The sequence below is a fragment of the Pseudomonas sp. W5-01 genome, assembly GCF_046540435.1.
GTDB lineage: Bacteria > Pseudomonadota > Gammaproteobacteria > Pseudomonadales > Pseudomonadaceae > Aquipseudomonas > Aquipseudomonas graminis_B.
Window position 1 is genome coordinate 166,493 of sequence record NZ_JAXCIP010000002.1, and the last position, 23,941, is coordinate 190,433.

Genomic DNA, 23,941 nt, shown 5'->3' on the forward strand with positions numbered 1-23,941 from the left:
GCGCGCCAATGCTTCGACGAAAGCAATGCGCGCAGGCCGTCAGTGCAGCCTCCGGATCGGTTTGACGGTTAATTTTAGGAGCACCCCCCAATGAGCTTCGGCGCCGATGAAGAAATCCTTCAGGATTTTCTGGTAGAGGCCGGCGAGATTCTCGAGCTGTTGTCAGAGCAGTTGGTCGAGCTGGAAAGCCGGCCGGACGATGCGGACCTGCTCAATGCAATTTTTCGCGGTTTTCACACTGTAAAAGGGGGCGCCGGCTTCCTCCAGCTCAACGAGCTGGTTGAATGCTGTCACATCGCCGAGAACGTGTTCGACATCCTGCGCAAGGGTGAACGCCGCGTCGACTCGGAGCTCATGGACGTGGTCCTTGAAGCACTCGACACCGTCAACAGCATGTTCGGTCAAGTGCGCGAGCGCTCCAGCGTTACCCCCGCCACACCTGAATTGCTGGCCGCGCTGGCTCGCCTGGCCGAGCCTGCTTCGCAAGAGGAAGTGGCTGCAGCCCCGGTGGTCGAAGAGCCGGTGGCTGAAGCGCCGTCCGAAGACATCACTGACCTTGAATTCGAACAGCTTCTGGATTCGCTGAACGCCGTCAAGGCCCAAGCGGCGGGCGGTCCTGCACCGGTTGCCTCTGCCCCTGCGGCAGCCGCACCTGTCGCGGCAGCACCGGCGGCAGCGGCTCCCGCTGCACCGGCGGGCGCTGCGGCCAGCGATGAAATCACCGACGCTGAATTCGAATCACTCCTCGATCAGTTGCATGGCAAAGGCCAGTTCGCCGTCGATGCCGTGCAACCGCCGGCGGCCGTGACGCCGTCTGCCGCACCGGCCAGTGACGAAATCACTGACGACGAATTTGAGTCGCTGCTGGATCAGTTGCATGGCAAAGGCTCGTTCTCGCCGGATGCCGTTGGTACTGCTGCTCCTGACGCCGCGGCTCATGCTGCTCCTGCTGCCGCTGCGCCTGCCGCGCCGGTTGCACCTGCGGCCCCGTCGAAAGCGGCGGCCTCGGACGAAATCACCGACAACGAATTCGAAGACCTGCTGGACCAGTTGCACGGCAAAGGCAAGTTCGAACCTGCGGTGGCCGCCGCGGCACCGGCTGCACCTGCTGCACCGGTCAACAAGCCTGAGCCCGTGGCCAAAGCCGAACCCGCCAAACCGACGCCTGCTGCGGCGGCACCGGCCAAAGCGACGCCTGCCTCTGCGCCTGCTCCGGCGCGTGCTGCTGCTCCGGCGGCCAGCGAAAAACCGCCGGCTGAAGCCGAAACCACCGTGCGCGTCGACACCGCGCGGCTGGACGAAATCATGAACATGGTCGGTGAACTGGTGCTGGTGCGTAACCGCCTGGTGCGCCTGGGCGCCAACAGCGCCGATGAAGCCATGTCCAAGGCCGTGTCCAATCTGGACGTGGTGACTGCTGACCTGCAGACCGCGGTCATGAAGACCCGCATGCAGCCGATCAAGAAAGTGTTCGGTCGCTTCCCGCGACTGGTTCGCGATCTGGCCCGTCAGCTGAAGAAAGAAATCAGCCTTGAACTGGTGGGTGAAGAAACCGACCTGGACAAAAACCTCGTCGAAGCCCTGGCCGACCCGCTGGTCCACTTGGTGCGCAACGCGGTCGACCACGGTATCGAGTCGCCTGAAGAGCGCGAGGCGTCGGGCAAGGCCCGGAACGGTCGTGTGATTCTCTCGGCCGAACAGGAAGGCGATCACATCCTGCTGTCGATTTCCGATGACGGCAAAGGCATGGACCCTGCGGTCCTGCGTGCGATCGCGGTCAAGCGTGGCGTGATGGACAAGGACGCAGCGGATCGCCTCAGCGACACCGACTGCTACAACCTGATCTTCGCACCGGGCTTCTCGACCAAGACCGAGATTTCCGATGTGTCCGGGCGTGGCGTGGGCATGGACGTGGTGAAAACCAAGATCTCCCAGCTCAACGGCTCGATCAACATCCATTCGACCAAGGGCCTGGGCTCGAAGATCGTCATCAAGGTACCGCTGACCCTGGCGATCATGCCGACGCTGATGGTCATGCTGGGCAATCAGGCCTTCGCGTTCCCGCTGGTCAACGTCAACGAGATCTTCCACCTGGACCTGTCGACCACCAACGTCGTCGACGGTCAGGAAGTGGTGATCGTGCGCGACAAGGCGTTGCCATTGTTCTACCTCAAGCGCTGGCTGGTCAGTTCGGCGGCTCACGAGGAGCAGCGCGAAGGTCACGTGGTGATCCTGTCGGTCGGCACGCAACGCATCGGCTTCGTGGTGGATCAGTTGGTCGGCCAGGAAGAAGTGGTCATCAAGCCGCTGGGCAAGATGCTGCAAGGCACGCCGGGCATGTCGGGCGCTACCATCACCGGTGACGGTCGCATTGCACTGATTCTCGATGTCCCGAGCATGCTCAAGCGCTACGCGGCACGACGGATTGGTTAGGCAGGATCGGCTTAGGCAGGCGGCTTTCGATGTTCTGTAGGACCGCTTCAGCCGGGAAAGGGCCGGTATATACACCGTGGATTTCTCGGTGTGACTTCCGACGGGTTCCCGGCTAAAGCCGGTCCTACAGGTATAGGTCCTACTGGTCCCGCGGGTCCTGTTTTAAGCGCGAAAACCGGTCTCACTGGCCTGTCCCGTATCGCCAATGTGACCCAAGCTACGTGATTCAGGGCGCGCCGACCCTCAGGGGTGGCGCGCGCTCTTTGGAGTGTTTATGGCAGTCAAGGTTCTCGTCGTGGACGACTCGGGTTTTTTCCGACGTCGTGTTTCGGAAATTCTCTCTTCAGATCCCACGATTCAGGTGGTCGGTACCGCCACCAATGGCAAGGAAGCCATTGAACAAGCCCTGGCCCTCAAGCCCGACGTGATCACCATGGACTACGAAATGCCGATGATGGATGGCATTACCGCGGTCCGTCACATCATGCAGCGCTGCCCGACCCCGGTGTTGATGTTCTCCTCCCTGACCCACGAAGGCGCCCGAGTCACCCTCGATGCGCTGGACGCTGGCGCCGTGGATTTCCTGCCGAAAAACTTCGAAGACATCTCGCGCAACCCCGAGAAGGTCAAACAGATGCTGTGCGAGAAAGTACACAGCATTTCCCGCAGCAACCGTCGTTTCGGTGGTTACACCAGCACGCCTGCCGCAGCGCCGGCAGCGGCACCTTCCGCCTCAACGCCGGCACCGCGCAGCACGTCTGCCGCACCGAGCCCGTCACGTTCGGCGCCAGCCCCTGCGCCTGCACGTACAGCCGCGCCAGCGCCGCAGCATCATGCCCCGGCGTCCCATCACCACGCGCCGACGTCGGCTGCGCCCAAGCGCAAAGCCTACAAACTGGTGGCGATCGGCACGTCCACCGGTGGCCCGGTGGCCTTGCAGCGGGTGCTGACCCAACTGCCGGCCAATTTCCCGGCGCCCATCGTGCTGATCCAGCACATGCCGGCCGCGTTCACCAAAGCCTTCGCCGAGCGCCTCGACAAGCTCTGCCGCATCAGCGTCAAGGAAGCCGAGGACGGCGACATCCTGCGTCCCGGTCTGGCACTGCTGGCCCCGGGTGGCAAACAGATGATGGTCGACGGTCGCGGCGCGGTGAAAATCCTGCCGGGCGACGAGCGCCTGAACTACAAGCCGTGCGTCGACATCACCTTCGGCTCGGCGGCGAAATCCTACAGTGACAAAGTCCTCGCCGTCGTCCTCACCGGGATGGGCGCTGACGGCCGTGAAGGCGCGCGTCTGCTCAAGCAGAGCGGCAGCCAGATCTGGGCGCAGGACGAAGCCAGCTGCGTGATCTACGGCATGCCCATGGCGATCGTCAAAGCCGAACTGGCCGACGCCGTTTACAGCCTCGACGACATCGGGCGCCACCTGGTGGAGGCCTGCAGCTGATGGATGTCTTGACGCTCATAGGGATCATCCTGGCGTTCGTCGCGATCATTGGCGGCAACTTCCTGGAAGGCGGGCATCTGGGCGCCTTGCTCAACGGCCCGGCCGCGCTGATCGTGCTTGGCGGTACGCTGGCGGCCTGCCTGGTGCAGACGCCCATGAGCGCGTTCAAGCGGGCGATGCAGATCTTCATCTGGATTCTGTTTCCGCCACGCATCGACCTGGCCGGCGGCATTGATCGCGTCGTGTCCTGGAGCCTCACCGCGCGCAAAGAGGGCCTGCTGGGCCTCGAAGCCGTGGCGGACTCGGAGCCCGATGCCTATTCACGCAAAGGCCTGCAACTGCTGGTCGACGGCGCTGAACCGGCGGCCATTCGCGGCATTCTGGAAGTGGACTTCATCACCCAGGAAAGCCGCGACATTCAGGCCGCGAAGGTCTACGAAAGCATGGGCGGCTATGCGCCCACGATAGGCATCATCGGCGCCGTCATGGGCCTGATCCATGTGATGGGCAACCTGGCCGACCCCAATCAACTGGGCAGCGGTATCGCTGTCGCGTTTATTGCCACCATTTATGGCGTAGCGTCCGCCAACCTGTTTCTTCTGCCGGTGGCGAACAAGCTCAAGGCCGTGGCGATCCGCCAGTCGCGCTACCGCGAAATGCTCCTCGAAGGCCTGCTCTCGATTGCCGAAGGCGAGAACCCGCGCTCGATCGAACTGAAGCTGCAAGGCTTCATGGAGTGATGGACTGATGGCCCGCCGACGTCTCCACGAAGAGCACGAAAATCACGAACGCTGGCTGGTGTCCTACGCGGACTTCATCACCTTGCTGTTCGCTTTTTTCGTGGTCATGTATTCCATCTCGTCGCTGAACGAAGGCAAATACAAGGTGCTGTCCGAGGCGCTGGTCGGGGTCTTCAATGAGCCTGAGCGCAGTGTCAGGCCGATCCCCATCGGCGAGCAGAAACCGCAGACCGTACGACCCGCCGACCCGCTGGTTCAGGACAGCGACCAGACCGACGCCGCCCTGGGTCAGGCTGCGGACGACCCGCTGAAATCGATTGCCGATGACGTCAACGCAGCGTTCGGTGACCTGATCGCTTCCAAGCAGATGACCGTGCGTGGCAACGAGCTGTGGATCGAGATCGAGCTCAATTCCAGCCTGCTGTTCGGCAGCGGCGACGCGATGCCGAGCAATCAGGCGTTCGACCTGATCGACAAGGTCGCGAAAATCATCAAGCCGTTCGACAACCCTGTACACGTCGAAGGATTCACCGATAACCAGCCGATCAACACCGGGCAGTTCCCGACCAACTGGGAGCTGTCGTCGGCGCGTTCATCGAGCATCGTGCGCATGCTGGCCATGGACGGGATCAACCCGGCGCGGCTGGCCTCGGTCGGTTACGGCGAATTTCAGCCGCTGACCTCCAACGCCACCGCTGACGGCCGCGCGCGGAACCGCCGCGTGGTGCTGGTGATCTCGCGCAACCTGGACGTGCGCCGCAGCCTCACGGGCTCGGGCACCACGGCCAATGCAAAACCGGATGCTGCGCTGCGCCGTGCTGGCACACAAACTGCACCGGTCCCGGCCAAGCCGCCGCAAGGCGTCAAATCTTCGTCAGCTGCCCCTTAAACCCGGTCGTCGCTTTGGTCGGGGGGAAAACGAGTACATGAGAGTCTGGGCAGTAGCCAATCAGAAAGGCGGGGTCGGCAAGACCACCACCTCCATCGCTTTAGCCGGCTTGCTGGCAGAGGCGGGCAAGCGCGTGGTCGTGGTGGATCTCGACCCCCATGGCTCGATGACCAGCTATTTCGGGCAAGACCCCGATACGCTGGAACACAGCAGCTTCGACCTGTTCCTCAACAAGGGCGTGGTGCCTGAAGGCTTGCCTGGCCAGTTGCTGCTGCCGACCAGCGACAAACGTATTTCCCTGCTGCCGTCGAGCACCGCGCTGGCCACCCTTGAGCGCCAGTCGCCGGGGCAGAGCGGCCTGGGGCTGGTGATTGCCAAGAGTCTGGCGCAGCTGTGGCAGGACTTCGATTACGCGATCATCGACAGCCCGCCGTTGCTCGGCGTGTTGATGGTCAACGCCCTGGCGGCGAGCCAGCAACTGGCGATCCCGGTGCAGACTGAATTCCTGGCGGTGAAGGGCCTGGAGCGCATGGTCAATACGCTGGCGATGATTAATCGTTCGCGCAAGGTGCCGCTGCCGTACACCATCGTCCCGACGCTGTTCGACCGCCGCACCCAGGCGTCGATGAGCACCCTCAAGCTGCTGCGTGACAGTTATCCGGACCACGTCTGGAATGCGTTCATTCCGGTGGACACGCGGTTGCGCGATGCCAGCCGCGCCGGCGTGACGCCTTCGCAGTTCGACAACAAGAGCCGTGGCGTGCTGGCCTACCGCGCGTTGCTCAAACACATGCTCACCGAACAGCTTGTCGGGCAGGTGGCCTGAGTGTCCGCTGATCATTATTTGTCGAGCGGCGCGTCTGCACGCTCAAGTCCATCGGCTATGCAGCCGATATCTGTTTCAGGCGGCAATCGCATCACTACTTTTCGGGCTCCCGTATGAACCGCCCCCTGGACATCGCTACACGACCACAACTGGCGCTGCAGAACTACCTTGACGCGTTGCTGTTTGACGCGACCGAGGAGTTGCAGGTCGTCGAGTCCGTCGATGAATTTCAAGCGGCCGTGCTCGAAGAGCAGGCCCATGATGCACGCATGCGTTCCGCGGTAGCGGCGGCTGTGGCTGCCGCGTTGCCCCCTGCGCTGCCGGCGTCCCAGCCTGCTCCGATGAGCCGGCCTGCTCCGATGAGCCGGCCTGCGCCGGTGTCGCTGGCCTATACGGCTCAGCCTGAACCGGTCGCCGCGCGGGTGATGGAACGGCCAGTGGTGATGCCACCGGTGATTCTGCCGCCCGTCATCATGCCGGAGGTCGAGCCTGCGGTTGAGAGCCCGGCCCTTGAGGCCCGGGTGGTGGAAGAACCGCCAGTGGCCCTGGTCGAGCCGGTGGTTGACGTGCATCTGTCTGCCCAGCGCACACCGACGCCTCCGCCCACCGGCGACGAGCGCCCGGCCTGGGCTGCCGAGCCGTTCGAATGCCTGCTGTTCGACGTCGCCGGTCTGACCCTCGCGGTGCCGCTGGTGTGTCTGGGTTCGATTTACCCACTGGCGGGCCATGATCTGACGCCGCTGTTCGGCCAGCCGGACTGGTTCCTCGGGATCCTGCCCAGCCAGGCGGGCAACCTGAAGGTACTGGACACCGCGCGCTGGATCATGCCGGACCGGTACCGCGACGATTTTCGTCAGGGCCTGCAATACGTGATCTCGGTTCAGGGCTATGAATGGGGGCTGGCCGTGCACCAGGTCAGCCGCTCGTTGCGCCTGGACCCCAATGAAATCAAATGGCGCACCCACCGTGGTCAGCGGCCCTGGCTTGCCGGGACGGTGATCGAGCACATGTGTGCGCTGCTGGACGTTTCCGAGCTGGCCGAGCTGATCGCCAGTGGCGCGGTCAAGCACATGCACACGCGCAAATAGCATCAGTCATCACGCACATCACATAAACACAGGCCGGCGTACGAATCGTCGACCGCACGGCACAACACGCAAGGGGTTAGGGGTATGAAGAAGTCGTCAGCACAGGGTTCCGAAGATCCGATTCTGCAATGGGTCACCTTCCGCCTGGACAACGAGTCGTATGGCATCAACGTGATGCAGGTTCAGGAAGTGCTGCGCTACACCGAGATCGCACCGGTCCCGGGCGCGCCAAGCTACGTGCTGGGGATCATCAACCTGCGCGGCAACGTCGTCACTGTCATCGACACCCGTCAGCGCTTTGGTCTGCCGCCGGTTGAAGTCAGCGACAACACGCGTATCGTGATCATCGAGGCCGACAAGCAAGTGGTCGGGATCCTGGTCGATAGCGTGGCTGAAGTGGTTTACCTGCGTCAGTCGGAAGTCGAAACCGCGCCGAACGTGGGCAACGACGAATCCGCCAAATTCATCCAGGGCGTGTGCAACAAGAACGGCGAACTGCTGATCCTCGTGGAACTGGACAAGATGATGTCCGAGGAAGAGTGGTCCGAGCTGGAGAACATCTGATTGATTCTTGATGTAGCGGTCATTTTTCTGGCGGTGTTGTGGGTCGCGAGCGTCGCGATGTTCATGGCCCACACCAAACGCTTGCGCACGCTGGCCGTGCAGCAGCTGGAAGCGGATTCGCTGCGTGATCAGCGCATCCGTGAGCTGGCCCGGCGCCTGGAAAATTACCAGGGTGGCACGGTGAAAATGGGTGAGGAACTGCACGAGTTGCGTTCCATCATCGCGCTGCTGCCGGACAAGATCACTGCCCTCGAGCAGCGCGATCCTTCCACGCTGTCCTTCGCCCAGGCCGCCCGCCTGGTCGGGATGGGTGCCAGCATCGACGAGCTCACCCAATCCTGCGGCCTGACCCAGGCCGAAGCGCAGCTGATGACCAAGATGCATGGCGGCAATCGGAGCGCCTGAATGGCGGGAAATCGCGAGTTCCGGATGATGCGACTGATGTCTTCCCGGCTAAAGCCGGTCCTACCGGGTACGCGGTTTTTAGTGGGACCGGCTTTAGCCGGGAAGGCGTCTGTTAAGGCGCCGTGCATATTTCACCGAGGGGTGATATCCCGCTCCACCGGCCCTGCATTCTGGTCAAAGCCCACCGGAAACTTGCCTTTCAAGTGCCAGGCAAACGCGATGATTTCCGCGATGGTCAGGTACAGCTCCTGAGGAATGCTGTCGCCCAGTTCCAGGCGGGCGAGCATTTTCACCAGTTCGGCGTTTTCGTAGATCGGCACCTTGTACTCCCTGGCAATCGCCAGAATGGCTTCCGCCAGGGTGTCGTCGCCCTTGGCCGTCAGCGTCGGGGCCTGGTGGCCGTCGTAGCTGAGGGCAATGGCCTGACGCGGTGTCTGCTCGGGTCTGCTCATCAGGCGTTCTCGTCGATCCAGCGTTGTTCGAGCACGGCGCGTGGCCCCTGGGGCGGTACGCCGCGATTGCATTCCAGTTCCTTGACGTTCAGACCGCATGCCACCAGGCGCGCACGCAGATTGCCCAGCTCGCTGGAAATCAACTCGGCGCTGCCTTCGCGTTCAGCCCATAACTGGCTGGCGATGCTGCCGGCAATCAGTTGCGCCTGCACGTGCAACGGGCCGAGAGGCTCCAGATCAAACGCCAACTCCAGCCGCCAGAGTTTTTCTCGCTCCCTGGCTTCCTGCGCCGGCGTATCGGCATGCTCATCGCGCTCGGGCGTCTCCTCGCGCTGAACCTTGACCTGCAACGGCACGATGTCGTGGGCGTTGCGCATCGGGATCTCCAGCTGCCAGGTGGTCACCTGGGTGCCGTCGGCATGGGTCCGGGTTTGCTCCAGGCCACCCAACTGATGGCTCTGCAGCCGCGATATCGCCCCCGCCGCCAGTTTCAACAGCATCTCCAGATCGTCTTTGTTTTCCGGATGGCCGAGGGTGCGCGGTGGTAATGGGAAGTTGATCGTTTCGCTCGGCGGCGCCACCAGCCCCAAGGTGCCGAAGGCGCTGCGCAACACGCTAGGCATCGCCCGCGCCAGGGTGTTGCCGGCGGCGGCAGCGCTGTAACTGACGCTGTCCGGCAGGCCCGGCAGAATTTGCGTGATCAGGCGCAGCAGGTTGGCTTTCATGTCCGGCACCAGCGTCGGGTTCTGCCCGGCCAGCAAACGCGGTTCCATGAACAGGCCGCTGGCATTCAGCGCCTGGGCCACGCCCTTGGCAGTGGTCATCTGTGGGACGTCCGGCAGATCGGCCAACAGTTGCTCGATGCTGGCCCGCAGTGACGGCGAAAGGTTGTCGCCATCGGCCGGTGGCGGCAGGTTCTGCAGGGCGGTGATCAGGCCCTGCAGCGAGCCCTGGCGGCTTTGTTGTGTCGACAACTGCTGCGCCAGGGCCAGTTCATCCAGACGATTGGGCAGGGCGACGAAATTCAGCGCCTGACTGTTCTGCACCTGGGCGCTGAGCAGACTGCCGACCCGCAACGGCTGCGGGCTGTCGACGGTCAGGCTGGTGCCGGCCAGGGCCGTGTTGAGCAGGATGACGATGGAGCGGTAATTCGCCGGCTGCGCCCCGCCCGACGATTGCCCGGGGGATTGCCCCGCCAACTGCGCGACATTCTGTGCCGCCACCTGAGTGGTCAGCACTTTGCCTTGCAACAGCGTGCCAGCGGGCAGTTGCCGCGTGTCGATGCTGGTCAGGCTGTTGGTGGCGGCTTTCTGCAGGTCCTGCACGCTGATGGTCAGGGTGTCGGCCGAGCCCTGGGCGACGTTGACGCTGGTGCCCGGCGTCAGCGGCAGCGAACTGCTGACGGGCAGGGTGGTTTGCCGGCCGTTGTCCATGGTCAGTTTGAGCAAGAGCTGAAAGTCCTGCCCCAGTTGCTTGAGGCTCACCACTTCAGCGCTGGCCACCTGACCTGAGGACAACAGCCCTTCGCGCGGCTCCATCAGCTTGAGCACTTCGCCCGCCGGCACACCTGCGCGCAGCAAGGCCGTGGCCACGTTTACTGGAGAAAGATTGGGTATATCGCCTGTCATCAGATCCCGACTCGGTGAATTTGCGCTCTGGGTGGCGGGCCCGGGTATGTATAATCCGGTACCGACTGCGTCGGCGGTCCACCGTTAAGCTGCACCAGTATAACGGCCGTCATGATCCCGACTTGAACCGCCGTGCCGCTGCTACCGAAAAGAAGGTCCCGATGCCGATCCCCGTTCTTGAAGCCGTGGCGCTGACTTGCGAGCGTGACTGGCGCCTGCTGTTCGAGCATCTCGAATTGCGGCTGAGCGCAGGCGACATGGTGCAGATCAGCGGCCCCAACGGCAGCGGCAAGACCAGCCTGCTGCGCCTGTTGTGCGGACTGATGCAGCCCACCGCTGGCTATGTGCTCCTCGACGGCAAGCCCCTTGCCAGCCAGCGTAGCGAACTGACCCGCCACCTGCTGTGGATCGGCCACGCCGCCGGCATCAAAGACGTGCTCACACCCCTGGAGAACCTCGCCTGGCTCTGCGCGCTGCACACCCCCGTGGCGGCCGCCGAGATCTGGCGCGCCCTCGAAGCGGTCGGACTGCGCGGGTTTGAAGACGTGCCGTGCCACACCTTGTCGGCCGGCCAGCGCCGTCGGGTGGCACTGGCCCGCCTATACTTGCCGGGCCCCGGCCTGTGGATGCTTGACGAGCCCTTCACGGCGCTGGACAAGCAGGGTGTCGCCCAACTGGAAGCGCACCTGGCCGCTCACTGTGAAAAGGGCGGCGCCGTGGTCCTGACCACTCACCACACGCTGAGTCGCACCCCCTCGGGTTATCGCGAGCTGGACCTGGGGCAGTGGGCGGCATGAGTCACGTGTTCACCCTGTTGATCGCCCGCGAAGCGCGCCTGCTGTTTCGGCGCCCGGCCGAACTGCTCAACCCGCTGGTGTTCTTCGCCATCGTCATCGCCCTGTTTCCCCTGGCCGTCGGCCCTGACACGCAACTGCTGCAGCGGCTGTCGCCGGGGTTGGTGTGGGTGGCCGCGCTGTTGTCCGTGCTGCTGTCACTGGACGGCCTGTTCCGCAGTGATTTCGAAGACGGCTCCCTCGAACAATGGGTGCTGTCGTCGCAACCGCTGGCGCTGCTGGTGCTGGCGAAGGTGCTGGCGCACTGGGCATTTTCAGGGCTGGCGCTGGTGTTGCTGTCTCCGCTGCTGGCGCTGATGCTGGGCCTGCCCACCGCGTGTTTGCCGGTGTTGCTGCTGTCGCTGTTGCTGGGCACGCCGGTGTTGAGCCTGCTTGGCGCGGTGGGCGCGGCCTTGACCGTAGGGCTCAAGCGCGGCGGTCTGCTGTTGGCGCTGTTGATTCTGCCGCTGTACATCCCGGTGCTGATTCTCGGCAGCGGCGCCTTGCAGGCTGCCCTTGAGGGCATGCCCGCGACCGGTTATCTGCTTTGGCTTGGCAGCCTCACCGCACTGGCGGTAACCCTGACGCCCTTTGCAATTGCCGCTGGTTTGAAGATCAGCGTTGGCGAATAATCGCACCCTGACCGAGCGGACAGTTTTTCCGTCGGCAGGTCACGGACGCTTCAGCCATAAGAAGCGCCTTGCCCTGACAGCAACTCGTGCTGAGACGCACCGTTATAAAGAGCACCGTGATGAAAAGGCAGCGTGATGAACACAAGCGCCAAGGCTAAAGGCGGCATGAGTTGGGCCTGGTTCCACAAACTCGGTTCGCCCAAATGGTTTTACGGCATCAGCGGCCGTCTGCTGCCGTGGCTGAGCATCGCTGCGGCGCTGTTGATCGGCATTGGCGTGGTCTGGGGCCTGGCATTCGCGCCCCCGGACTATCAGCAAGGCAACAGTTTTCGCATCATCTATATCCACGTGCCGGCAGCGATGCTGGCCCAGTCCTGCTACGTGATGATGGCGGTGTGCGGCGTGGTCGGGCTGGTCTGGAAGATGAAAATGGCCGACGTCGCCCTGCAATGCGCGGCGCCCATCGGTGCGTGGATGACTGCCCTGGCGCTGGTGACCGGCGCGATCTGGGGCAAGCCGACGTGGGGTTCGTGGTGGGTCTGGGACGCGCGGCTGACGTCGATGCTGATTCTGCTGTTTCTCTATTTCGGCCTGATCGCGCTGGGCAACGCGATCACCAACCGCGACAGCGCCGCCAAAGCCTGCGCCGTGCTGGCGATTGTCGGCGTGATCAACATCCCGATCATCAAGTACTCGGTGGAGTGGTGGAGCACCCTGCACCAGGGCGCGACCTTCAGCCTGACGGAAAAGCCCGCCATGCCCGCTGAAATGTGGCTGCCCCTGCTGTTCACCGTGCTGGGGTTTTACTGCTTCTTCGGGGCGTTGCTGCTGATGCGCATGCGCCTGGACGTGCTCAAGCGCGAGGCCCGCGCCGGTTGGGTCAAAGAGGCCGTAGCGAAGCACCTTGGCCACACCGCGTCCCCTCGCCACGGAGCCGAACGATGAGCTTCGAGTCTTTCAGTGATTTTCTCGCCATGGGCAAGCACGGGCTGTATGTCTGGTCGGCCTATGGCATCTGTTTCACCGTGCTGGCGATCAATGTCCTGGCACCGGTTTTCGCGCGTCGGCGTTACCTGCAACAAGAGGCGCGCCGTCTGCGCCGGGAGAGCATTACGTGAATCCGCTGCGAAAAAAGCGCCTGTTGATCATCCTGGCGATCCTCGCCGGGGTCGGCATCGCGGTCAGCCTTGCACTCAGCGCGCTGAAGGAAAACATCAACCTGTTCTACACCCCGACTCAGATCGCCAGCGGCGAAGCGCCCCGTGACACGCGGATTCGCGCCGGCGGCATGGTGGTCCAGGGCTCGCTGCAGCGCTCGCCGGATTCCCTGGACGTGACGTTTGCCGTCACCGATTTCAACAAGTCGGTGCCCATCACCTATCGCGGCATCCTGCCGGACCTGTTCCGTGAAGGGCAGGGGATCGTCGCCCTCGGCAAGCTCAATGCCGACGGCGTGGTCGTTGCCGATGAAGTGCTGGCCAAACACGACGAGAAATACATGCCGCCGGAAGTCGCGAAAGCGCTGAAAGACAGCGGCCAGCCCGCACCCGCCGCCACGCCCGCCACTCTCCCGGACAAACAGGGGTAAACGATGATTCCCGAACTCGGCCACTTGGCCATGATTTTGGCCCTGTGCTTCGCCATCGTGCAGGCCATCGTGCCGCTGATGGGCGCCTGGCGCGGCGACCGCCTGTGGATGAGCCTCGCCCAGCCCGCCGCATGGGGGCAGTTTGCCTTTCTGGTGTTTGCCTTTGGCTGCCTGACCCACGCGTTCATGGTTGATGACTTTTCCGTGGCCTACGTCGCCGAAAACTCCAACAGCGCGCTGCCCTGGTACTACAAGTTCAGCGCCGTGTGGGGGGCGCACGAAGGCTCGTTGCTGCTCTGGGCGCTGATCCTCGGTGGCTGGACCTTCGCCGTGTCGATCTTTTCCCGGCAATTGCCCCAGGTCATGCTCGCCCGTGTCCTGGCCGTGATGGGCATGATCAGCGTCGGCTTTCTGCTGTTTCTGATCCTCACCTCCAACCCGTTCAGCCGCATCCTGCCGCAGGTACCCCAGGACGGGCGCGACCTCAACCCGTTGCTACAGGACATTGGCCTGATCGTTCACCCGCCGATGCTGTACATGGGTTACGTCGGTTTTTCCGTGGCGTTTGCCTTCGCCATCGCCGCGTTGCTTGGCGGTCGTCTTGATGCAGCGTGGGCGCGTTGGTCGCGGCCGTGGACCATCGTCGCCTGGGCCTTTCTCGGCGTTGGCATCACCCTCGGTTCGTGGTGGGCCTATTACGAACTCGGCTGGGGCGGCTGGTGGTTCTGGGACCCGGTGGAAAACGCCTCGTTCATGCCATGGCTGGTGGGCACGGCGCTGATTCACTCCCTGGCGGTCACCGAAAAGCGCGGCGTGTTCAAAAGCTGGACCGTGCTCCTGGCCATTGCGGCGTTTTCGTTGAGCCTGCTGGGCACCTTCCTGGTGCGCTCCGGCGTGCTGACGTCGGTCCATGCCTTCGCCTCCGACCCGGCCCGTGGCGTGTTCATCCTGATCTTTCTGCTGATGGTGGTCGGCGGCTCACTGACCCTGTTCGCCCTCCGCGCGCCAGTGGTGAAGAGCCACGTCGGTTTTGGCCTGTGGTCGCGGGAAACCTTGCTGCTGGGCAATAACCTGGTGCTGGTGGTGGCCGCGTCGATGATTCTGCTCGGCACCCTGTACCCGCTGGTGCTGGATGCCCTGAGCGGGGCGAAGATGTCGGTCGGCCCGCCGTATTTCAACGCGTTGTTCGTGCCGCTGATGGGGTTGCTCATGGCGGTCATGGCGGTGGGCGTGCTGGTGCGCTGGAAGGACACGCCGGTCAAGTGGCTGATGGGCATGCTCGCGCCGGTGTTGGTGGGCAGCGCGGTGCTGGCGGTGATCGCCGGGTTTGCCATGGCCGACTTCCACTGGGCGGTGCTTGCCACCTGTTTGCTCGCGGCCTGGGTGCTGCTGGCCGGCGTGCGCGACCTGTTCGACAAGACGCGGCACAAAGGCCTGCTCAAAGGCATGCGTTCGCTGACCCGCAGTTACTGGGGCATGCAAGTGGCGCACCTCGGCATCGCGGTGCTGGCGCTGGGCGTGGTGCTGTCCAGCCAGAACAGCGCGGAACGTGACCTGCGCATGGCCCCCGGAGAATCGGTGGACCTAGGCGGCTACACGTTTGTGTTCGAGGGCGCTCAGCATTATCAGGGCCCGAATTTCACCTCCGATCGCGGCACCCTTCGCGTGCTGGAGGACGGCAAGGAAATCACTGTGCTGCACCCGGAAAAACGCCTGTACACCGTGCAGCGCTCGATGATGACCGAGGCCGGCATCGACGCCGGTTTTACCCGCGATCTGTACGTGGCGCTGGGCGAACCGCTGGAAAACGGCGCGTGGGCGGTGCGTGTCCACGTCAAGCCGTTCGTGCGCTGGATCTGGTTTGGCGGGTTGATCACCGCGCTGGGCGGGGTGCTGGCGGCGCTGGATAAACGATATCGCGTCAAAGTCCGCGCGAAAGTGCGCGACGCGCTGGGCATGACGGGAGCGGCGGTATGAAGCGCTGGATGTTGCTGGCGCCGCTGGTGTTGTTTCTCGGCATGGCGGGGTTGCTGTACCGAGGCTTGTATCTGGATCCGTCGGAACTGCCGTCGGCGCTGATCGGCAAACCCTTCCCTGAGTTCAGCTTGCCCGCGGTGCAGGACGGCAAGCCGCTGACCCGCGCCGACCTGCTTGGCAAACCGGCACTGGTTAACGTCTGGGGCACCTGGTGCGTGGCCTGCCGCGTCGAGCACCCTGTGCTGACCAAGCTGGCGCAGCAGGGCGTGGTGATCTATGGCGTCAACTACAAGGACGTTAATGCCGAGGCGCAGAAGTGGCTCAAGGCGTTTCACGACCCGTATCAGCTGAACATCAACGATGAGGCCGGCAGCCTGGGGTTGAATCTCGGTGTGTATGGCGCGCCGGAGACCTTTTTGATCGATGCCAAGGGTGTCATTCGCTACAAGCATGTCGGCGTGATCGACGAGACGGTCTGGCGCGAGAAGCTGGCGGGCCAGTATCAGGCGCTGGTGGATGAGGGCAAGCCATGATCAGGCGCGATGATGTGCCGGCTGGTCGGGCCTCTTCGCGAGCAAGCTCGCTCCCACAGGGGTTCGGCGGTGTGTCTGCTGGCTTGCTCCTCAAGGGAGTGCGGCAATGGGCTGCTGCTGCGGTGTTGGCGCTGGGTTTTGCAGGTGTTGCTCAGGCGGCCATTGACGCTTATACCTTCAAGGACGACGCCGAGCGTGCCCGCTATACCGAGCTGACCCGCGAGCTGCGCTGCCCGAAATGCCAGAATCAGGACATCGCCGATTCCAATGCGCCCATCGCCGCAGACCTGCGCAAAGAGATCTACCGCATGCTCGGCGAAGGCCAGAGCAATCAGCAGATCATCGATTTCATGGTCGATCGCTACGGCGAGTTTGTGCGCTACAAGCCCGAGCTCAATGCCCACACCTGGCTCCTCTGGTTCGGCCCGGCCGGGCTGCTGGCGGTTGGCGCGGTGTTGATTGGTGTGATTGTCGTGCGCCGGCGCCGCTCAGGCCGCGAAGACGCCGACGTGCTTTCCGACGAGGAGCGTCAGCGCCTCGCCCACTTGCTGGATAAGAACCGCGAATGATCGATTTCTGGATGGCCGCCGGCCTGCTGTTGCTGGTGGCCCTGAGTTTTCTGCTGATCCCGGTGGTGCGCGGCCGCCGCGTACAAACTGAAGAAGATCGCACCGCCCTCAACGTCGCCTTGTATCAGGAACGCATCGCCGAGCTGCAAGCGCAGCAGGAGGAGGGCGTGCTCTCGGTGGCGCAACTGGACGGCGGTCGTGCCGAGGCTGCCCGTGAATTGCTCGCCGACACCGAAGGCGTGGAGGGCGAGCGGGTTTCGCGCCTGGGCAAGCCGCTGCCGCTGCTCGCCGCGATTCTGGTCCCGGTATTGGCGTTGGGCCTGTATCTGCACTTCGGCGCGTCGGACAAAGTCGAGCTGACCCGGGAGTTCTCCCAGCCACCGGGTTCACTGGCGCAGATGACCGAGCGGCTGGAGCGTGCGGTCAAGGCGCAGCCGGATTCCGCCGAGAGCGCGTACTTCCTTGCGCGGACCTACATGGCCCAGGATCGCCCGGCCGATGCCGCGCGGATGTTCGAGCGCGCGGCCAAGCTGGCCGGCCGCCAGCCCGAACTGCTGGGGCAATGGGCTCAGGCGCTGTATTTCGCTGGCAACAAGACCTGGAGCCCGCAGATTCAGGGGATTGCCGAAGAAGCGCTGAAGCTCAATCCCAAAGAGGTCACCAGCCTGGGCCTGATGGGGATCAACGCGTTTGAAAGCCAGCAGTTTGATCAGGCAGTCAGTTACTGGACGCGTTTGCTGGCCGTGTTGCCGCCGGACGATCCCTCCCGTGGGGCGCTGGAAGGCGGGATCAAACGTGCCAAAGACAAGCTCGTGCAAAGCGGCGGCAAGCTGGAAGACACCCAGCCGTTGGCGGTGCAGGCCGCACATCTGAAGGTGCGCGTTACGCTGTCGGCGGCGCTGAAAGCCAAGGTGCAACCAAGCGACACGGTGTTTGTGTTTGCCCGCGCGGTGTCGGGTCCGCCGGCGCCGCTGGCGGTCAAGCGCGTGACCGTGGCCGACTTGCCGGTGGAGGTCGAGCTGAGCGACGCCGACGCTATGATGCCGCAGCTGAAACTGTCGAACTTTGCCGAAGTCCAACTCGTGGCCCGGGTGTCCCGCGCCGGTCAACCTACGGCGGGCGAATGGATCGGCCGTAGCCAGCCGTTGCCGAGCAATGTGACGGCGCTGCAGACCCTGACCATCGACAGCCCTGATCAGTAACCTCCGTTAACGCAGCGAGTAGAGAGCCCTTATGTATCGCGTCGCCCGTTTTGCCTTGTTGAGTCTGGTGGTGGGATTGACCGCAGCCTGTGCGGTGCAGCATCCAGGGCCGCAGAGTTCCGAACCGATCCCGACCGTTCCTGGTCCGTCGCCGACGCCGCAGCCCGGCACCCCGCGCACTGCGCCGCAGACACCGCCGTCGACGCCGATCCCTGCGCCCGGCCCGAAAACCTCTTCGCACTTCGCGCCGCCGCCGGGTGGTAACAGCCACTGGGATGCGCGTCTGGGTGTGCATGTGTTGGATAACGTGCCGAACACGTTCTATCGCCAGCGCACGTACTACCGCTGGAATGATGGCTGGACCTGGTCGACTTCGCCAAGTGGCCCGTGGCAAGAGACCGATGCCAGCGGTGTGCCGCCGGGGTTGAGTAAGCAGTTCGGGAATTGAGTCTTGCTTTGGCGAGATCAAGATCAAGAGCGTCTGCCTGGGGGCAGACTGTTTCGCCTTCGGCGAGTTACTTGGAAAAGCACCCCAAGTAACCAAGGGTGCCTGCTCTCGGTTGGGCCCTTCCTTCGTCAGGGTACCCTCACTCCGACGACGCTCCGTGGGCCCGCGCCGAACGGACATCCATGTCCTGACGGCGCTCTCGCCGCATCCCTGCGGCTCGGCCCACTGCGCGAGACCTGCGTTCAGCCTGCACCCAAGTCGCGTTTAGCGGTGACTGGACCTGCTGTGTATGAACATCAAAAACAGATCAAGGGCTTCCCGGCTGATGCCGGTCCTACGGGCGCGCGCGGTCTGTTAGTGGGACCGGCTTTAGCTGGGAAGAGACCGGTGTGAGCACCAAACATTCTGCAGTGTTCTGATCGTTCCCACTCCGCGTGGTAACGCCGCCCCGGACGCTCCGCGTCCCGCATCCGACGCGCATCAAGGCCTGGGGAGGTGACGCGGAGCGTCACGGGATGCATTCCCACGCGGAGCGGGGGAACGATCAAAGATCACCGGAACACCGCGCACTCGTAGGACCGGCTTCAGCCGGGAAGCCCTTGATCTGTTTTTGATCTTGATCTTCAAACACCTAACGCCCAGACGACACCCATCGCGACTTGGGTGCAGGCAAGACCGGAGTGAAGGAACCCCGAGGGACGAGGGGCCCAACCAGGAGCAGGCACCCTTGGCTGCTCTTTAAAACCGAGAGGGGGGTGCTTTTCCAAGTAACTCGCCGAAGGCGAAACGTCTGCCCTTAGGCAGACGCTCTTGATCTTGGCGTACTAAGCCGCGCCGCCGGCAACCGGGGGCTTTATTTCGCCGGGTAGATCTGATCAAACACCCCACCATCGTTGAAGTGGGTCTTCTGCACGGTGCGCCAGTCGCCGAAGGTTTTTTCCACTGACAGGAAATCCACTTTCGGGAAGCGGTCGGTGTATTTGGCCAGCACTGCCGGGTCCCGTGGGCGCAGGTAATTGTTGGCCGCGATTTCCTGGCCTTCTGGCGACCACAGGTACTTCAGGTATTCCTCGGCCACCGCGCGGGTGCCTTTCTTGTCGACCACTTTGTCGACCACGCTCACCGGCGGCTCAGCTTCAGCGGAGACGCTCGGGTAGACCACCTCGAACTGATCGCGACCAAACTCGCGGGCGATCATCTCCGCTTCGTTTTCGAAGGTCACCAGCACGTCGCCGATGTGGTTGGTCATGAACGTGGTGGTCGCGCCACGGCCACCGGTGTCGAGGACGGGCACATGGCTGAACAACTCGCCGACGAACTTCTTGGCCGCCGTTTCATCGCCACCCTTCTTCAGCGTATAGCCCCACGCCGACAGGTAGGTGTAGCGGCCGTTGCCGGAGGTTTTCGGGTTGGGCACCACGACTTCAACGCCCTCCTTGACCAGGTCCGGCCAGTCCTTCAACGCCTTCGGGTTGCCCTTGCGCACGATGAACACCGTGGCCGAGGTAAACGGCGCGCTGTTGTTCGGGAGGAGAGTGACCCAGTCCTTGGGCACGAGCTCGCCGTTATCGGCCAGCGCGTTGATGTCAGTGGCCATGTTCATGGTGATGACATCGGCCGGCAGGCCGTCGATCACCGAACGCGCCTGTTTGCTCGACCCGCCAAAGGACATCTGAATCGTCGGGGTCTCTTGGTGCTCTGCATTCCAGTGCTTCTGGAACGCGGCGTTGTAGTCCTTGTAGAAATCGCGCATCACGTCATACGACACGTTGAGCAGCGATGGCGCGGCGGCCTGTGCAGCGCTGCCCAGCGCCAGTCCTGCGGCGAGCAGGGAAGCGGCGAAGATCTTTTTCACTGTGGATTCCTTGTGGCGTTGAGCATGAGGCGTTTATTGATTCGCTCTTGACTGAGCCGTTGTCATAACCAGACGAGAGGGCCAATGGCTGGCGACTATAACCAAAGTCGCCAGCCCCCCAATAGATCAAAAACTCATGTGCTTATGTCGGGTTCTGCATTGGCCGATCCAGCGATCGCGCCGAGCTTGGGGAACAGCGCATTGCCGCAGCGCGAACAGAACGCCGCTTGGGGTTCATGGGCATTCTTGGCGCACACTGGGCAGTCGTGCTGCAGTTGATCGCCGCGCATGGCATTGGCCAGTTCGGCGGTGAAAATCCCGGTGGGCACGGCGATGATCGAGTAACCGGTGATCATCACCAGCGACGACAGGATCTGTCCGATCGGTGTTCTCGGCACGATGTCGCCAAAGCCCACCGTGGTCAGCGTGACGATCGCCCAGTAGATGCCCTTGGGAATGCTGGTAAAGCCGTGCTCCGGGCCTTCGACGACGTACATCAAGGTGCCGAACACCGTCACCAGCGTCGACACGGTGGCGAGAAACACGATGATCTTCTGTTTGCTGCCACGCAGGGCGGCGAGCAGGTAGTTGGCTTGTTTCAGATAAGGGCTGAGCTTGAGCACCCGGAAGATCCGCAGCATCCGCACCACGCGCACGATCAGCAGGTACTGCGCGTCGCTGTAATAGATCGCCAGAATGCCCGGCACGATCGCCAGCAGGTCGATCAGGCCGTAGAAGCTGAACGCGTATTTGAGGGGTTTGGGCGAGCAGTACAGGCGCACCAGGTACTCGACCGCGAAGATGAAGGTGAAGGTCCACTCGACCCAGGCCAATGGCGCGGCGTAATTGCGGTGCACGGCCTCGATGCTGTCGATGATCGCCACGAGCAAGCTGCAGAGGATGAGCACCAGCAGAATCTTGTCGAAGCGTCGGCCGGGTTTGGTGTCACTTTGAAAAACGATGATGCGTAGCTGTTCGCGCCAGCTGATGTTGCTGTCCATGGGATCGTTCCGCGTGCAAGGTCGGCAGAGCGTGGGACAAAGCGCTCAGGAGCGCAACCTGTGAGGCGTCGCACCGCACATCTGATGGGGCTCCCACCGGCCTCTTCCCGGCTGAAGCCGGTCCTACGAAAACATCGCGTACCCCTGTGGGACCGGCTTCAGCCGGGAAGGCGTCAGTCGCTTAAACCCGAAACTGCTTCAACAACCCATTCAACTGCTCACTCAACCCCTTGAGCTGATTGCTCGCCGCGCTGGACTGTTCCGCCGCCACTGCCGTGCTCTGGGAGAGTTGTGCGGCCTGGGTGACGTTCTGGTTGATGTCTTCCACCACGTGGGATTGCTCAAGGGTGGCGCTGGCGATCGAGGCGTTGAGGCCGTTGAGGTTGCGCAGTGCCTGGCTGATCGATGTCAGGCTCTGGCCGGCCAGGTTGGCCTGTTCGATGGTCAGCTGCGACGAACGACTGCTGTCAGCGATCACTTTCACTGCAGCGTCCGAATGGGCTTGCAGGCGCTCGATCATCGCCTGGATTTCCGCCGTGGATTTCTGCGTGCGCTGGGCCAGCAGGCGGACTTCGTCTGCGACCACGGCGAAGCCTCGGCCCTGATCACCGGCGCGGGCGGCTTCGATGGCGGCGTTGAGCGCCAGCAGGTTGGTTTGCTCGGCGATCGAACTGATCACCTCCAGCACCCCGCCGATCTGCGTGCTTTCGCTGGCCAGTGTCCGAATGACCTCCACGGCCTGATCGATGGTGCCGGACAGGTGCCCGATCTGCTTCAGGCTGCTGTCGATTTTGGCCTGACCCTGCTGCGCCTGGGACTCTGCATTGCGCATCTCGCTGGCGGCGTGCTCGGCATTCTTCGCCACGTCCTGTACGCCGTACGTGACCTCATTGACCGCCGTCGCCACCTGCTCCATCTGCAGCGACTGCTGCTGGCTGCGCTCCTGGGCCTGGATGGCATTGCTGCCCAGCTCACTGGATGCCTGGCCGAGACCGACCGCAGACGACTGCAGCTCGCTGACCACCCGCCGCAGTTTGGCGGTGAACGCATTGAAGTGCCGGGCCAGCTGCGTGACTTCGTCGTTGCCCTGGGTTTCCAGGGTGCGGGTCAGGTCGCTTTCGCCGCTGGCGATATTGGCCATCGCTTCGACCGTGGCCTTGAGCGGGCCGGCGATGCTGCGTGCGATCAGAATCAACAGCAGCGCCATGACCAGGAAAATGCCGGCACTGATCGACAGTGCCTTGACCACTTGCTTGTAGAACTCGCCCTGCACGTCATCGATGTAAACGCCTGAGCCGATGATCCAGCCCCACGGCGCGAACAGCGAGATGTAGGAGGTCTTGCCGACTGCGTCAGTGGCGCCGGGCTTGGGCCAGCGATAGTTGACCATGCCTGCGCCTTTGGCCTTGGCCAGGGTGACCATCTCATTGAAGACCTGGAAACCGTCCGGGTCTTTGATGCCGGACAGGTCCTGGCCCACCAGCTTGGGATTGGCCGGGTGCATGATCATCACCGGGCGCAGGTCATTGATCCAGAAGTAGTCGGTCTGGTTATAGCGCAGCCCGCGAACGGCATCCATGGCCTGCTGCTGCGCCTGCTCGCGGGTCAGGGTGCCGGCGGTTTCCAGGCCATGGTAGTAATCAAGCAGGCCACTGGCGGTCTGCACCACGTGCATGGTCTTGACGGTTTTGGCTTCGTACAGATCGTCATGGATCTGCTTGAGCATCGCCGCTGCCAGCGTAAACAACATCACCACCGCGACGATGAGAATCAACCACAAGCGCCGGCTGATGGAAAGATTGCGCATGTTCATGATCGTCACTCCGTTTCTTTGTTCTTTTTATGGGGCTGGCGTCCTGGGCAGCGCGCCAGTCAAACCGGTTGCGGCACACCGGATCGATGACCGTCAAACGACAGACAGAGGACGCGTGTCATTAAGCGTCTCGGCTTGTTTGTGACAAACGTGAGAGCGGTGCAGGGATATATCTGCAATGGTAGTTATCAAAGCCAAATAAGCTGTAAGAAATGCCTTCGCCTGACGTCAGATCCGATACAGGTATAGCGAAAGGCTTACACGAGCTGAGGAACTTGGCTCTAGGTTGAAACACTTCGGCGCGGTACATTGGATCCATCAACTGCAGCAACGGACCGCTGCAGGATCAAGGATGATCGACCGTTGCCAGGCATTGGCGGCCAACAGGAAGTTGGACGGTGTTGCACAAACCCGCTTCGGCGGGTTTTTTATTGCCCGCGATTTGGCGAACGCCCTTTTGTACCCATTCATTTACCGAATCTGTACAGCGTTTCGACCAAATGTTGCTTCCCGATGGAATTTCCTGCGCTCGCGCCGCTCACAGTACGGACTACACCCGAGTCCAGGACAGGGCCGGCCGGGCAGGCATGGGAAATAATTATTGTGGATGTGGCGCAAATGGCAGCAGACGTACCGAACAAGAGACTCATTCTGGTGGTTGAGGACGAGCAAATCATTCGCGAGTTTGTTTGCGAAATCCTCCAGGACGAAGATTTTATGACCTATGCGCTGGAGACTGCCGACGAGGCTGCGACGTACCTCGAGAGTAACTCCGACGACGTGGCGCTCCTTCTCACCGATATCCTCATGCCGGGTCAGTTGAACGGTGCCGATCTGGCGAACCTGTCGGGCAACAAGTATCCGCACATCCCGATCCTGATCATGTCAGGTCACGAGACCCCCGAGAGTTCTGGCGTCGTGCACCCGGTCGTGTTCATTCGCAAGCCCTGGAGTTTCGGCCAGCTTTTACAAGGCGTTAACAAGGCCTTGGGCTACGACAAGCACGAAAGCCTGTGAC

At 62.8% G+C, this 23,941-nt stretch carries 24 protein-coding genes; 19 read left to right on the forward strand and 5 right to left on the reverse strand.

All coding sequences use genetic code 11. The features are described 5' to 3' along the window. The first annotated feature begins 90 nt into the window (after positions 1-90). From SLW75_RS06140 to SLW75_RS06175, 8 genes are all read left to right on the forward strand, one after another. The gene (locus SLW75_RS06140; RefSeq protein WP_065987313.1) at positions 91-2,433 is read left to right on the forward strand and encodes a chemotaxis protein CheA; all 2,343 of its coding nucleotides are present in this window, start codon (positions 91-93) and stop codon (positions 2,431-2,433) included. Between the two features lie 274 nt (positions 2,434-2,707). Beyond that, entirely contained in the window at positions 2,708-3,880 is a 1,173-nt protein-coding gene (locus SLW75_RS06145) for a protein-glutamate methylesterase/protein-glutamine glutaminase (RefSeq protein ID WP_410933907.1), read from the forward strand. Beyond that, positions 3,880-4,620 carry a flagellar motor protein gene (locus SLW75_RS06150; protein ID WP_065987315.1) on the forward strand — a complete coding sequence of 247 codons (741 nt, stop codon included), beginning with the start codon at positions 3,880-3,882 and terminating at the stop codon, positions 4,618-4,620. Before SLW75_RS06145 ends, SLW75_RS06150 begins: the two co-directional genes overlap by 1 nt. A 7-nt stretch (positions 4,621-4,627) precedes the next feature. Further along, complete coding sequence (gene motD / locus SLW75_RS06155) at positions 4,628-5,509, forward strand: flagellar motor protein MotD (protein ID WP_410933908.1); 882 nt, start codon at positions 4,628-4,630, stop codon at positions 5,507-5,509. Between the two features lie 37 nt (positions 5,510-5,546). Next, complete coding sequence (locus SLW75_RS06160; RefSeq protein WP_065987317.1) at positions 5,547-6,335, forward strand: ParA family protein; 789 nt, start codon at positions 5,547-5,549, stop codon at positions 6,333-6,335. Positions 6,336-6,448: 113 nt separating this feature from the next. After that, entirely contained in the window at positions 6,449-7,423 is a 975-nt protein-coding gene (locus SLW75_RS06165; protein ID WP_410933909.1) for a chemotaxis protein CheW, read from the forward strand. An 84-nt stretch (positions 7,424-7,507) separates the two neighbouring features. Next, a complete protein-coding gene (locus SLW75_RS06170) occupies positions 7,508-7,987 on the forward strand; it encodes a chemotaxis protein CheW (protein ID WP_065987319.1) in 480 nt (159 codons plus the stop codon). After that, complete coding sequence (locus SLW75_RS06175) at positions 7,988-8,392, forward strand: DUF2802 domain-containing protein (protein WP_410933910.1); 405 nt, start codon at positions 7,988-7,990, stop codon at positions 8,390-8,392. A 131-nt stretch (positions 8,393-8,523) separates the two neighbouring features. Here SLW75_RS06175 and SLW75_RS06180 read toward each other — a convergent pair whose 3' ends face one another. Beyond that, a complete protein-coding gene (locus SLW75_RS06180; protein WP_410933911.1) occupies positions 8,524-8,844 on the reverse strand; it encodes an EscU/YscU/HrcU family type III secretion system export apparatus switch protein in 321 nt (106 codons plus the stop codon). Continuing rightward, a complete protein-coding gene (locus SLW75_RS06185; RefSeq protein WP_296306536.1) occupies positions 8,844-10,472 on the reverse strand; it encodes a flagellar hook-length control protein FliK in 1,629 nt (542 codons plus the stop codon). Before SLW75_RS06185 ends, SLW75_RS06180 begins: the two co-directional genes overlap by 1 nt. A 161-nt stretch (positions 10,473-10,633) precedes the next feature. Between SLW75_RS06185 and ccmA the strand changes: the two genes are divergently transcribed. The 10 genes from ccmA to SLW75_RS06235 all read left to right on the forward strand — a co-directional run bounded on the left by ccmA (position 10,634) and on the right by SLW75_RS06235 (position 18,254). Next, positions 10,634-11,269, forward strand: coding sequence for a cytochrome c biogenesis heme-transporting ATPase CcmA (ccmA, locus tag SLW75_RS06190; RefSeq protein WP_410933912.1), 636 nt, complete (start codon positions 10,634-10,636; stop codon positions 11,267-11,269). After that, positions 11,266-11,937 (forward strand): heme exporter protein CcmB, encoded by a 672-nt coding sequence (ccmB, locus tag SLW75_RS06195; protein ID WP_122536817.1) that lies wholly within the window; start codon positions 11,266-11,268, stop codon positions 11,935-11,937. The genes ccmA and ccmB overlap by 4 nt, the downstream gene beginning before the upstream one ends. A 165-nt stretch (positions 11,938-12,102) precedes the next feature. Further along, on the forward strand, positions 12,103-12,882 hold the full coding sequence (locus tag SLW75_RS06200) for a heme ABC transporter permease (RefSeq protein ID WP_410934361.1): 780 nt from the start codon (positions 12,103-12,105) through the stop codon (positions 12,880-12,882). Continuing rightward, the gene (gene ccmD, locus SLW75_RS06205; RefSeq protein WP_065987324.1) at positions 12,879-13,055 is read left to right on the forward strand and encodes a heme exporter protein CcmD; all 177 of its coding nucleotides are present in this window, start codon (positions 12,879-12,881) and stop codon (positions 13,053-13,055) included. Before SLW75_RS06200 ends, ccmD begins: the two co-directional genes overlap by 4 nt. Beyond that, a complete protein-coding gene (gene ccmE / locus SLW75_RS06210) occupies positions 13,052-13,525 on the forward strand; it encodes a cytochrome c maturation protein CcmE (RefSeq protein WP_410933913.1) in 474 nt (157 codons plus the stop codon). Before ccmD ends, ccmE begins: the two co-directional genes overlap by 4 nt. Before the next feature lie 3 nt (positions 13,526-13,528). Next, complete coding sequence (locus SLW75_RS06215; RefSeq protein WP_410933914.1) at positions 13,529-15,502, forward strand: heme lyase CcmF/NrfE family subunit; 1,974 nt, start codon at positions 13,529-13,531, stop codon at positions 15,500-15,502. Continuing rightward, positions 15,499-16,035: a DsbE family thiol:disulfide interchange protein gene (locus tag SLW75_RS06220; protein ID WP_192130047.1), complete on the forward strand. Its 537-nt coding sequence runs from the start codon at positions 15,499-15,501 to the stop codon at positions 16,033-16,035. Before SLW75_RS06215 ends, SLW75_RS06220 begins: the two co-directional genes overlap by 4 nt. 98 nt (positions 16,036-16,133) lie before the next feature. After that, complete coding sequence (locus tag SLW75_RS06225) at positions 16,134-16,604, forward strand: cytochrome c-type biogenesis protein (RefSeq protein ID WP_410934362.1); 471 nt, start codon at positions 16,134-16,136, stop codon at positions 16,602-16,604. Further along, positions 16,601-17,806, forward strand: coding sequence for a c-type cytochrome biogenesis protein CcmI (gene ccmI / locus SLW75_RS06230; RefSeq protein WP_410933915.1), 1,206 nt, complete (start codon positions 16,601-16,603; stop codon positions 17,804-17,806). Before SLW75_RS06225 ends, ccmI begins: the two co-directional genes overlap by 4 nt. 31 nt (positions 17,807-17,837) lie before the next feature. After that, complete coding sequence (locus SLW75_RS06235) at positions 17,838-18,254, forward strand: hypothetical protein (protein ID WP_296314454.1); 417 nt, start codon at positions 17,838-17,840, stop codon at positions 18,252-18,254. An 853-nt stretch (positions 18,255-19,107) separates the two neighbouring features. Here SLW75_RS06235 and SLW75_RS06240 read toward each other — a convergent pair. From SLW75_RS06240 to SLW75_RS06250, 3 genes are all read right to left on the reverse strand, one after another. Beyond that, positions 19,108-20,109: a sulfate ABC transporter substrate-binding protein gene (locus SLW75_RS06240; protein ID WP_410933916.1), complete on the reverse strand. Its 1,002-nt coding sequence runs from the start codon at positions 20,107-20,109 to the stop codon at positions 19,108-19,110. A 134-nt stretch (positions 20,110-20,243) separates the two neighbouring features. After that, positions 20,244-21,110, reverse strand: a complete 867-nt coding sequence (locus SLW75_RS06245) for an ion transporter (RefSeq protein WP_410933917.1) — start codon at positions 21,108-21,110, stop codon at positions 20,244-20,246. A 181-nt stretch (positions 21,111-21,291) separates the two neighbouring features. Next, positions 21,292-22,923, reverse strand: a complete 1,632-nt coding sequence (locus SLW75_RS06250) for a methyl-accepting chemotaxis protein (RefSeq protein WP_410933918.1) — start codon at positions 22,921-22,923, stop codon at positions 21,292-21,294. A 618-nt stretch (positions 22,924-23,541) separates the two neighbouring features. Here SLW75_RS06250 and SLW75_RS06255 point away from each other — a divergent pair. After that, the gene (locus tag SLW75_RS06255; protein WP_410928795.1) at positions 23,542-23,940 is read left to right on the forward strand and encodes a response regulator; all 399 of its coding nucleotides are present in this window, start codon (positions 23,542-23,544) and stop codon (positions 23,938-23,940) included. Position 23,941 lies beyond the last annotated feature (1 nt).

Bases quoted from the DNA above. Each gene is read 5' to 3' on its own strand.
- motD (WP_410933908.1), top strand. From the start codon at position 4,628: ATGGCCCGCCGACGTCTCCACGAAGAGCACGAAAATCACGAACGCTGG.
- SLW75_RS06170 (WP_065987319.1), top strand. From the start codon at position 7,508: ATGAAGAAGTCGTCAGCACAGGGTTCCGAAGATCCGATTCTGCAATGG.
- SLW75_RS06200 (WP_410934361.1), top strand. From the start codon at position 12,103: ATGAGTTGGGCCTGGTTCCACAAACTCGGTTCGCCCAAATGGTTTTAC.
- SLW75_RS06160 (WP_065987317.1), top strand. From the start codon at position 5,547: ATGAGAGTCTGGGCAGTAGCCAATCAGAAAGGCGGGGTCGGCAAGACC.
- SLW75_RS06150 (WP_065987315.1), top strand. From the start codon at position 3,880: ATGGATGTCTTGACGCTCATAGGGATCATCCTGGCGTTCGTCGCGATC.
- SLW75_RS06245 (WP_410933917.1), bottom strand. From the start codon at position 21,110: ATGGACAGCAACATCAGCTGGCGCGAACAGCTACGCATCATCGTTTTT.
- SLW75_RS06235 (WP_296314454.1), top strand. From the start codon at position 17,838: ATGTATCGCGTCGCCCGTTTTGCCTTGTTGAGTCTGGTGGTGGGATTG.
- ccmB (WP_122536817.1), top strand. From the start codon at position 11,266: ATGAGTCACGTGTTCACCCTGTTGATCGCCCGCGAAGCGCGCCTGCTG.
- SLW75_RS06145 (WP_410933907.1), top strand. From the start codon at position 2,708: ATGGCAGTCAAGGTTCTCGTCGTGGACGACTCGGGTTTTTTCCGACGT.
- SLW75_RS06220 (WP_192130047.1), top strand. From the start codon at position 15,499: ATGAAGCGCTGGATGTTGCTGGCGCCGCTGGTGTTGTTTCTCGGCATG.
- SLW75_RS06185 (WP_296306536.1), bottom strand. From the start codon at position 10,472: ATGACAGGCGATATACCCAATCTTTCTCCAGTAAACGTGGCCACGGCC.
- SLW75_RS06165 (WP_410933909.1), top strand. From the start codon at position 6,449: ATGAACCGCCCCCTGGACATCGCTACACGACCACAACTGGCGCTGCAG.
- ccmA (WP_410933912.1), top strand. From the start codon at position 10,634: ATGCCGATCCCCGTTCTTGAAGCCGTGGCGCTGACTTGCGAGCGTGAC.
- SLW75_RS06215 (WP_410933914.1), top strand. From the start codon at position 13,529: ATGATTCCCGAACTCGGCCACTTGGCCATGATTTTGGCCCTGTGCTTC.
- ccmI (WP_410933915.1), top strand. From the start codon at position 16,601: ATGATCGATTTCTGGATGGCCGCCGGCCTGCTGTTGCTGGTGGCCCTG.
- ccmD (WP_065987324.1), top strand. From the start codon at position 12,879: ATGAGCTTCGAGTCTTTCAGTGATTTTCTCGCCATGGGCAAGCACGGG.
- SLW75_RS06250 (WP_410933918.1), bottom strand. From the start codon at position 22,923: ATGAACATGCGCAATCTTTCCATCAGCCGGCGCTTGTGGTTGATTCTC.
- SLW75_RS06255 (WP_410928795.1), top strand. From the start codon at position 23,542: ATGGCAGCAGACGTACCGAACAAGAGACTCATTCTGGTGGTTGAGGAC.
- SLW75_RS06180 (WP_410933911.1), bottom strand. From the start codon at position 8,844: ATGAGCAGACCCGAGCAGACACCGCGTCAGGCCATTGCCCTCAGCTAC.
- SLW75_RS06140 (WP_065987313.1), top strand. From the start codon at position 91: ATGAGCTTCGGCGCCGATGAAGAAATCCTTCAGGATTTTCTGGTAGAG.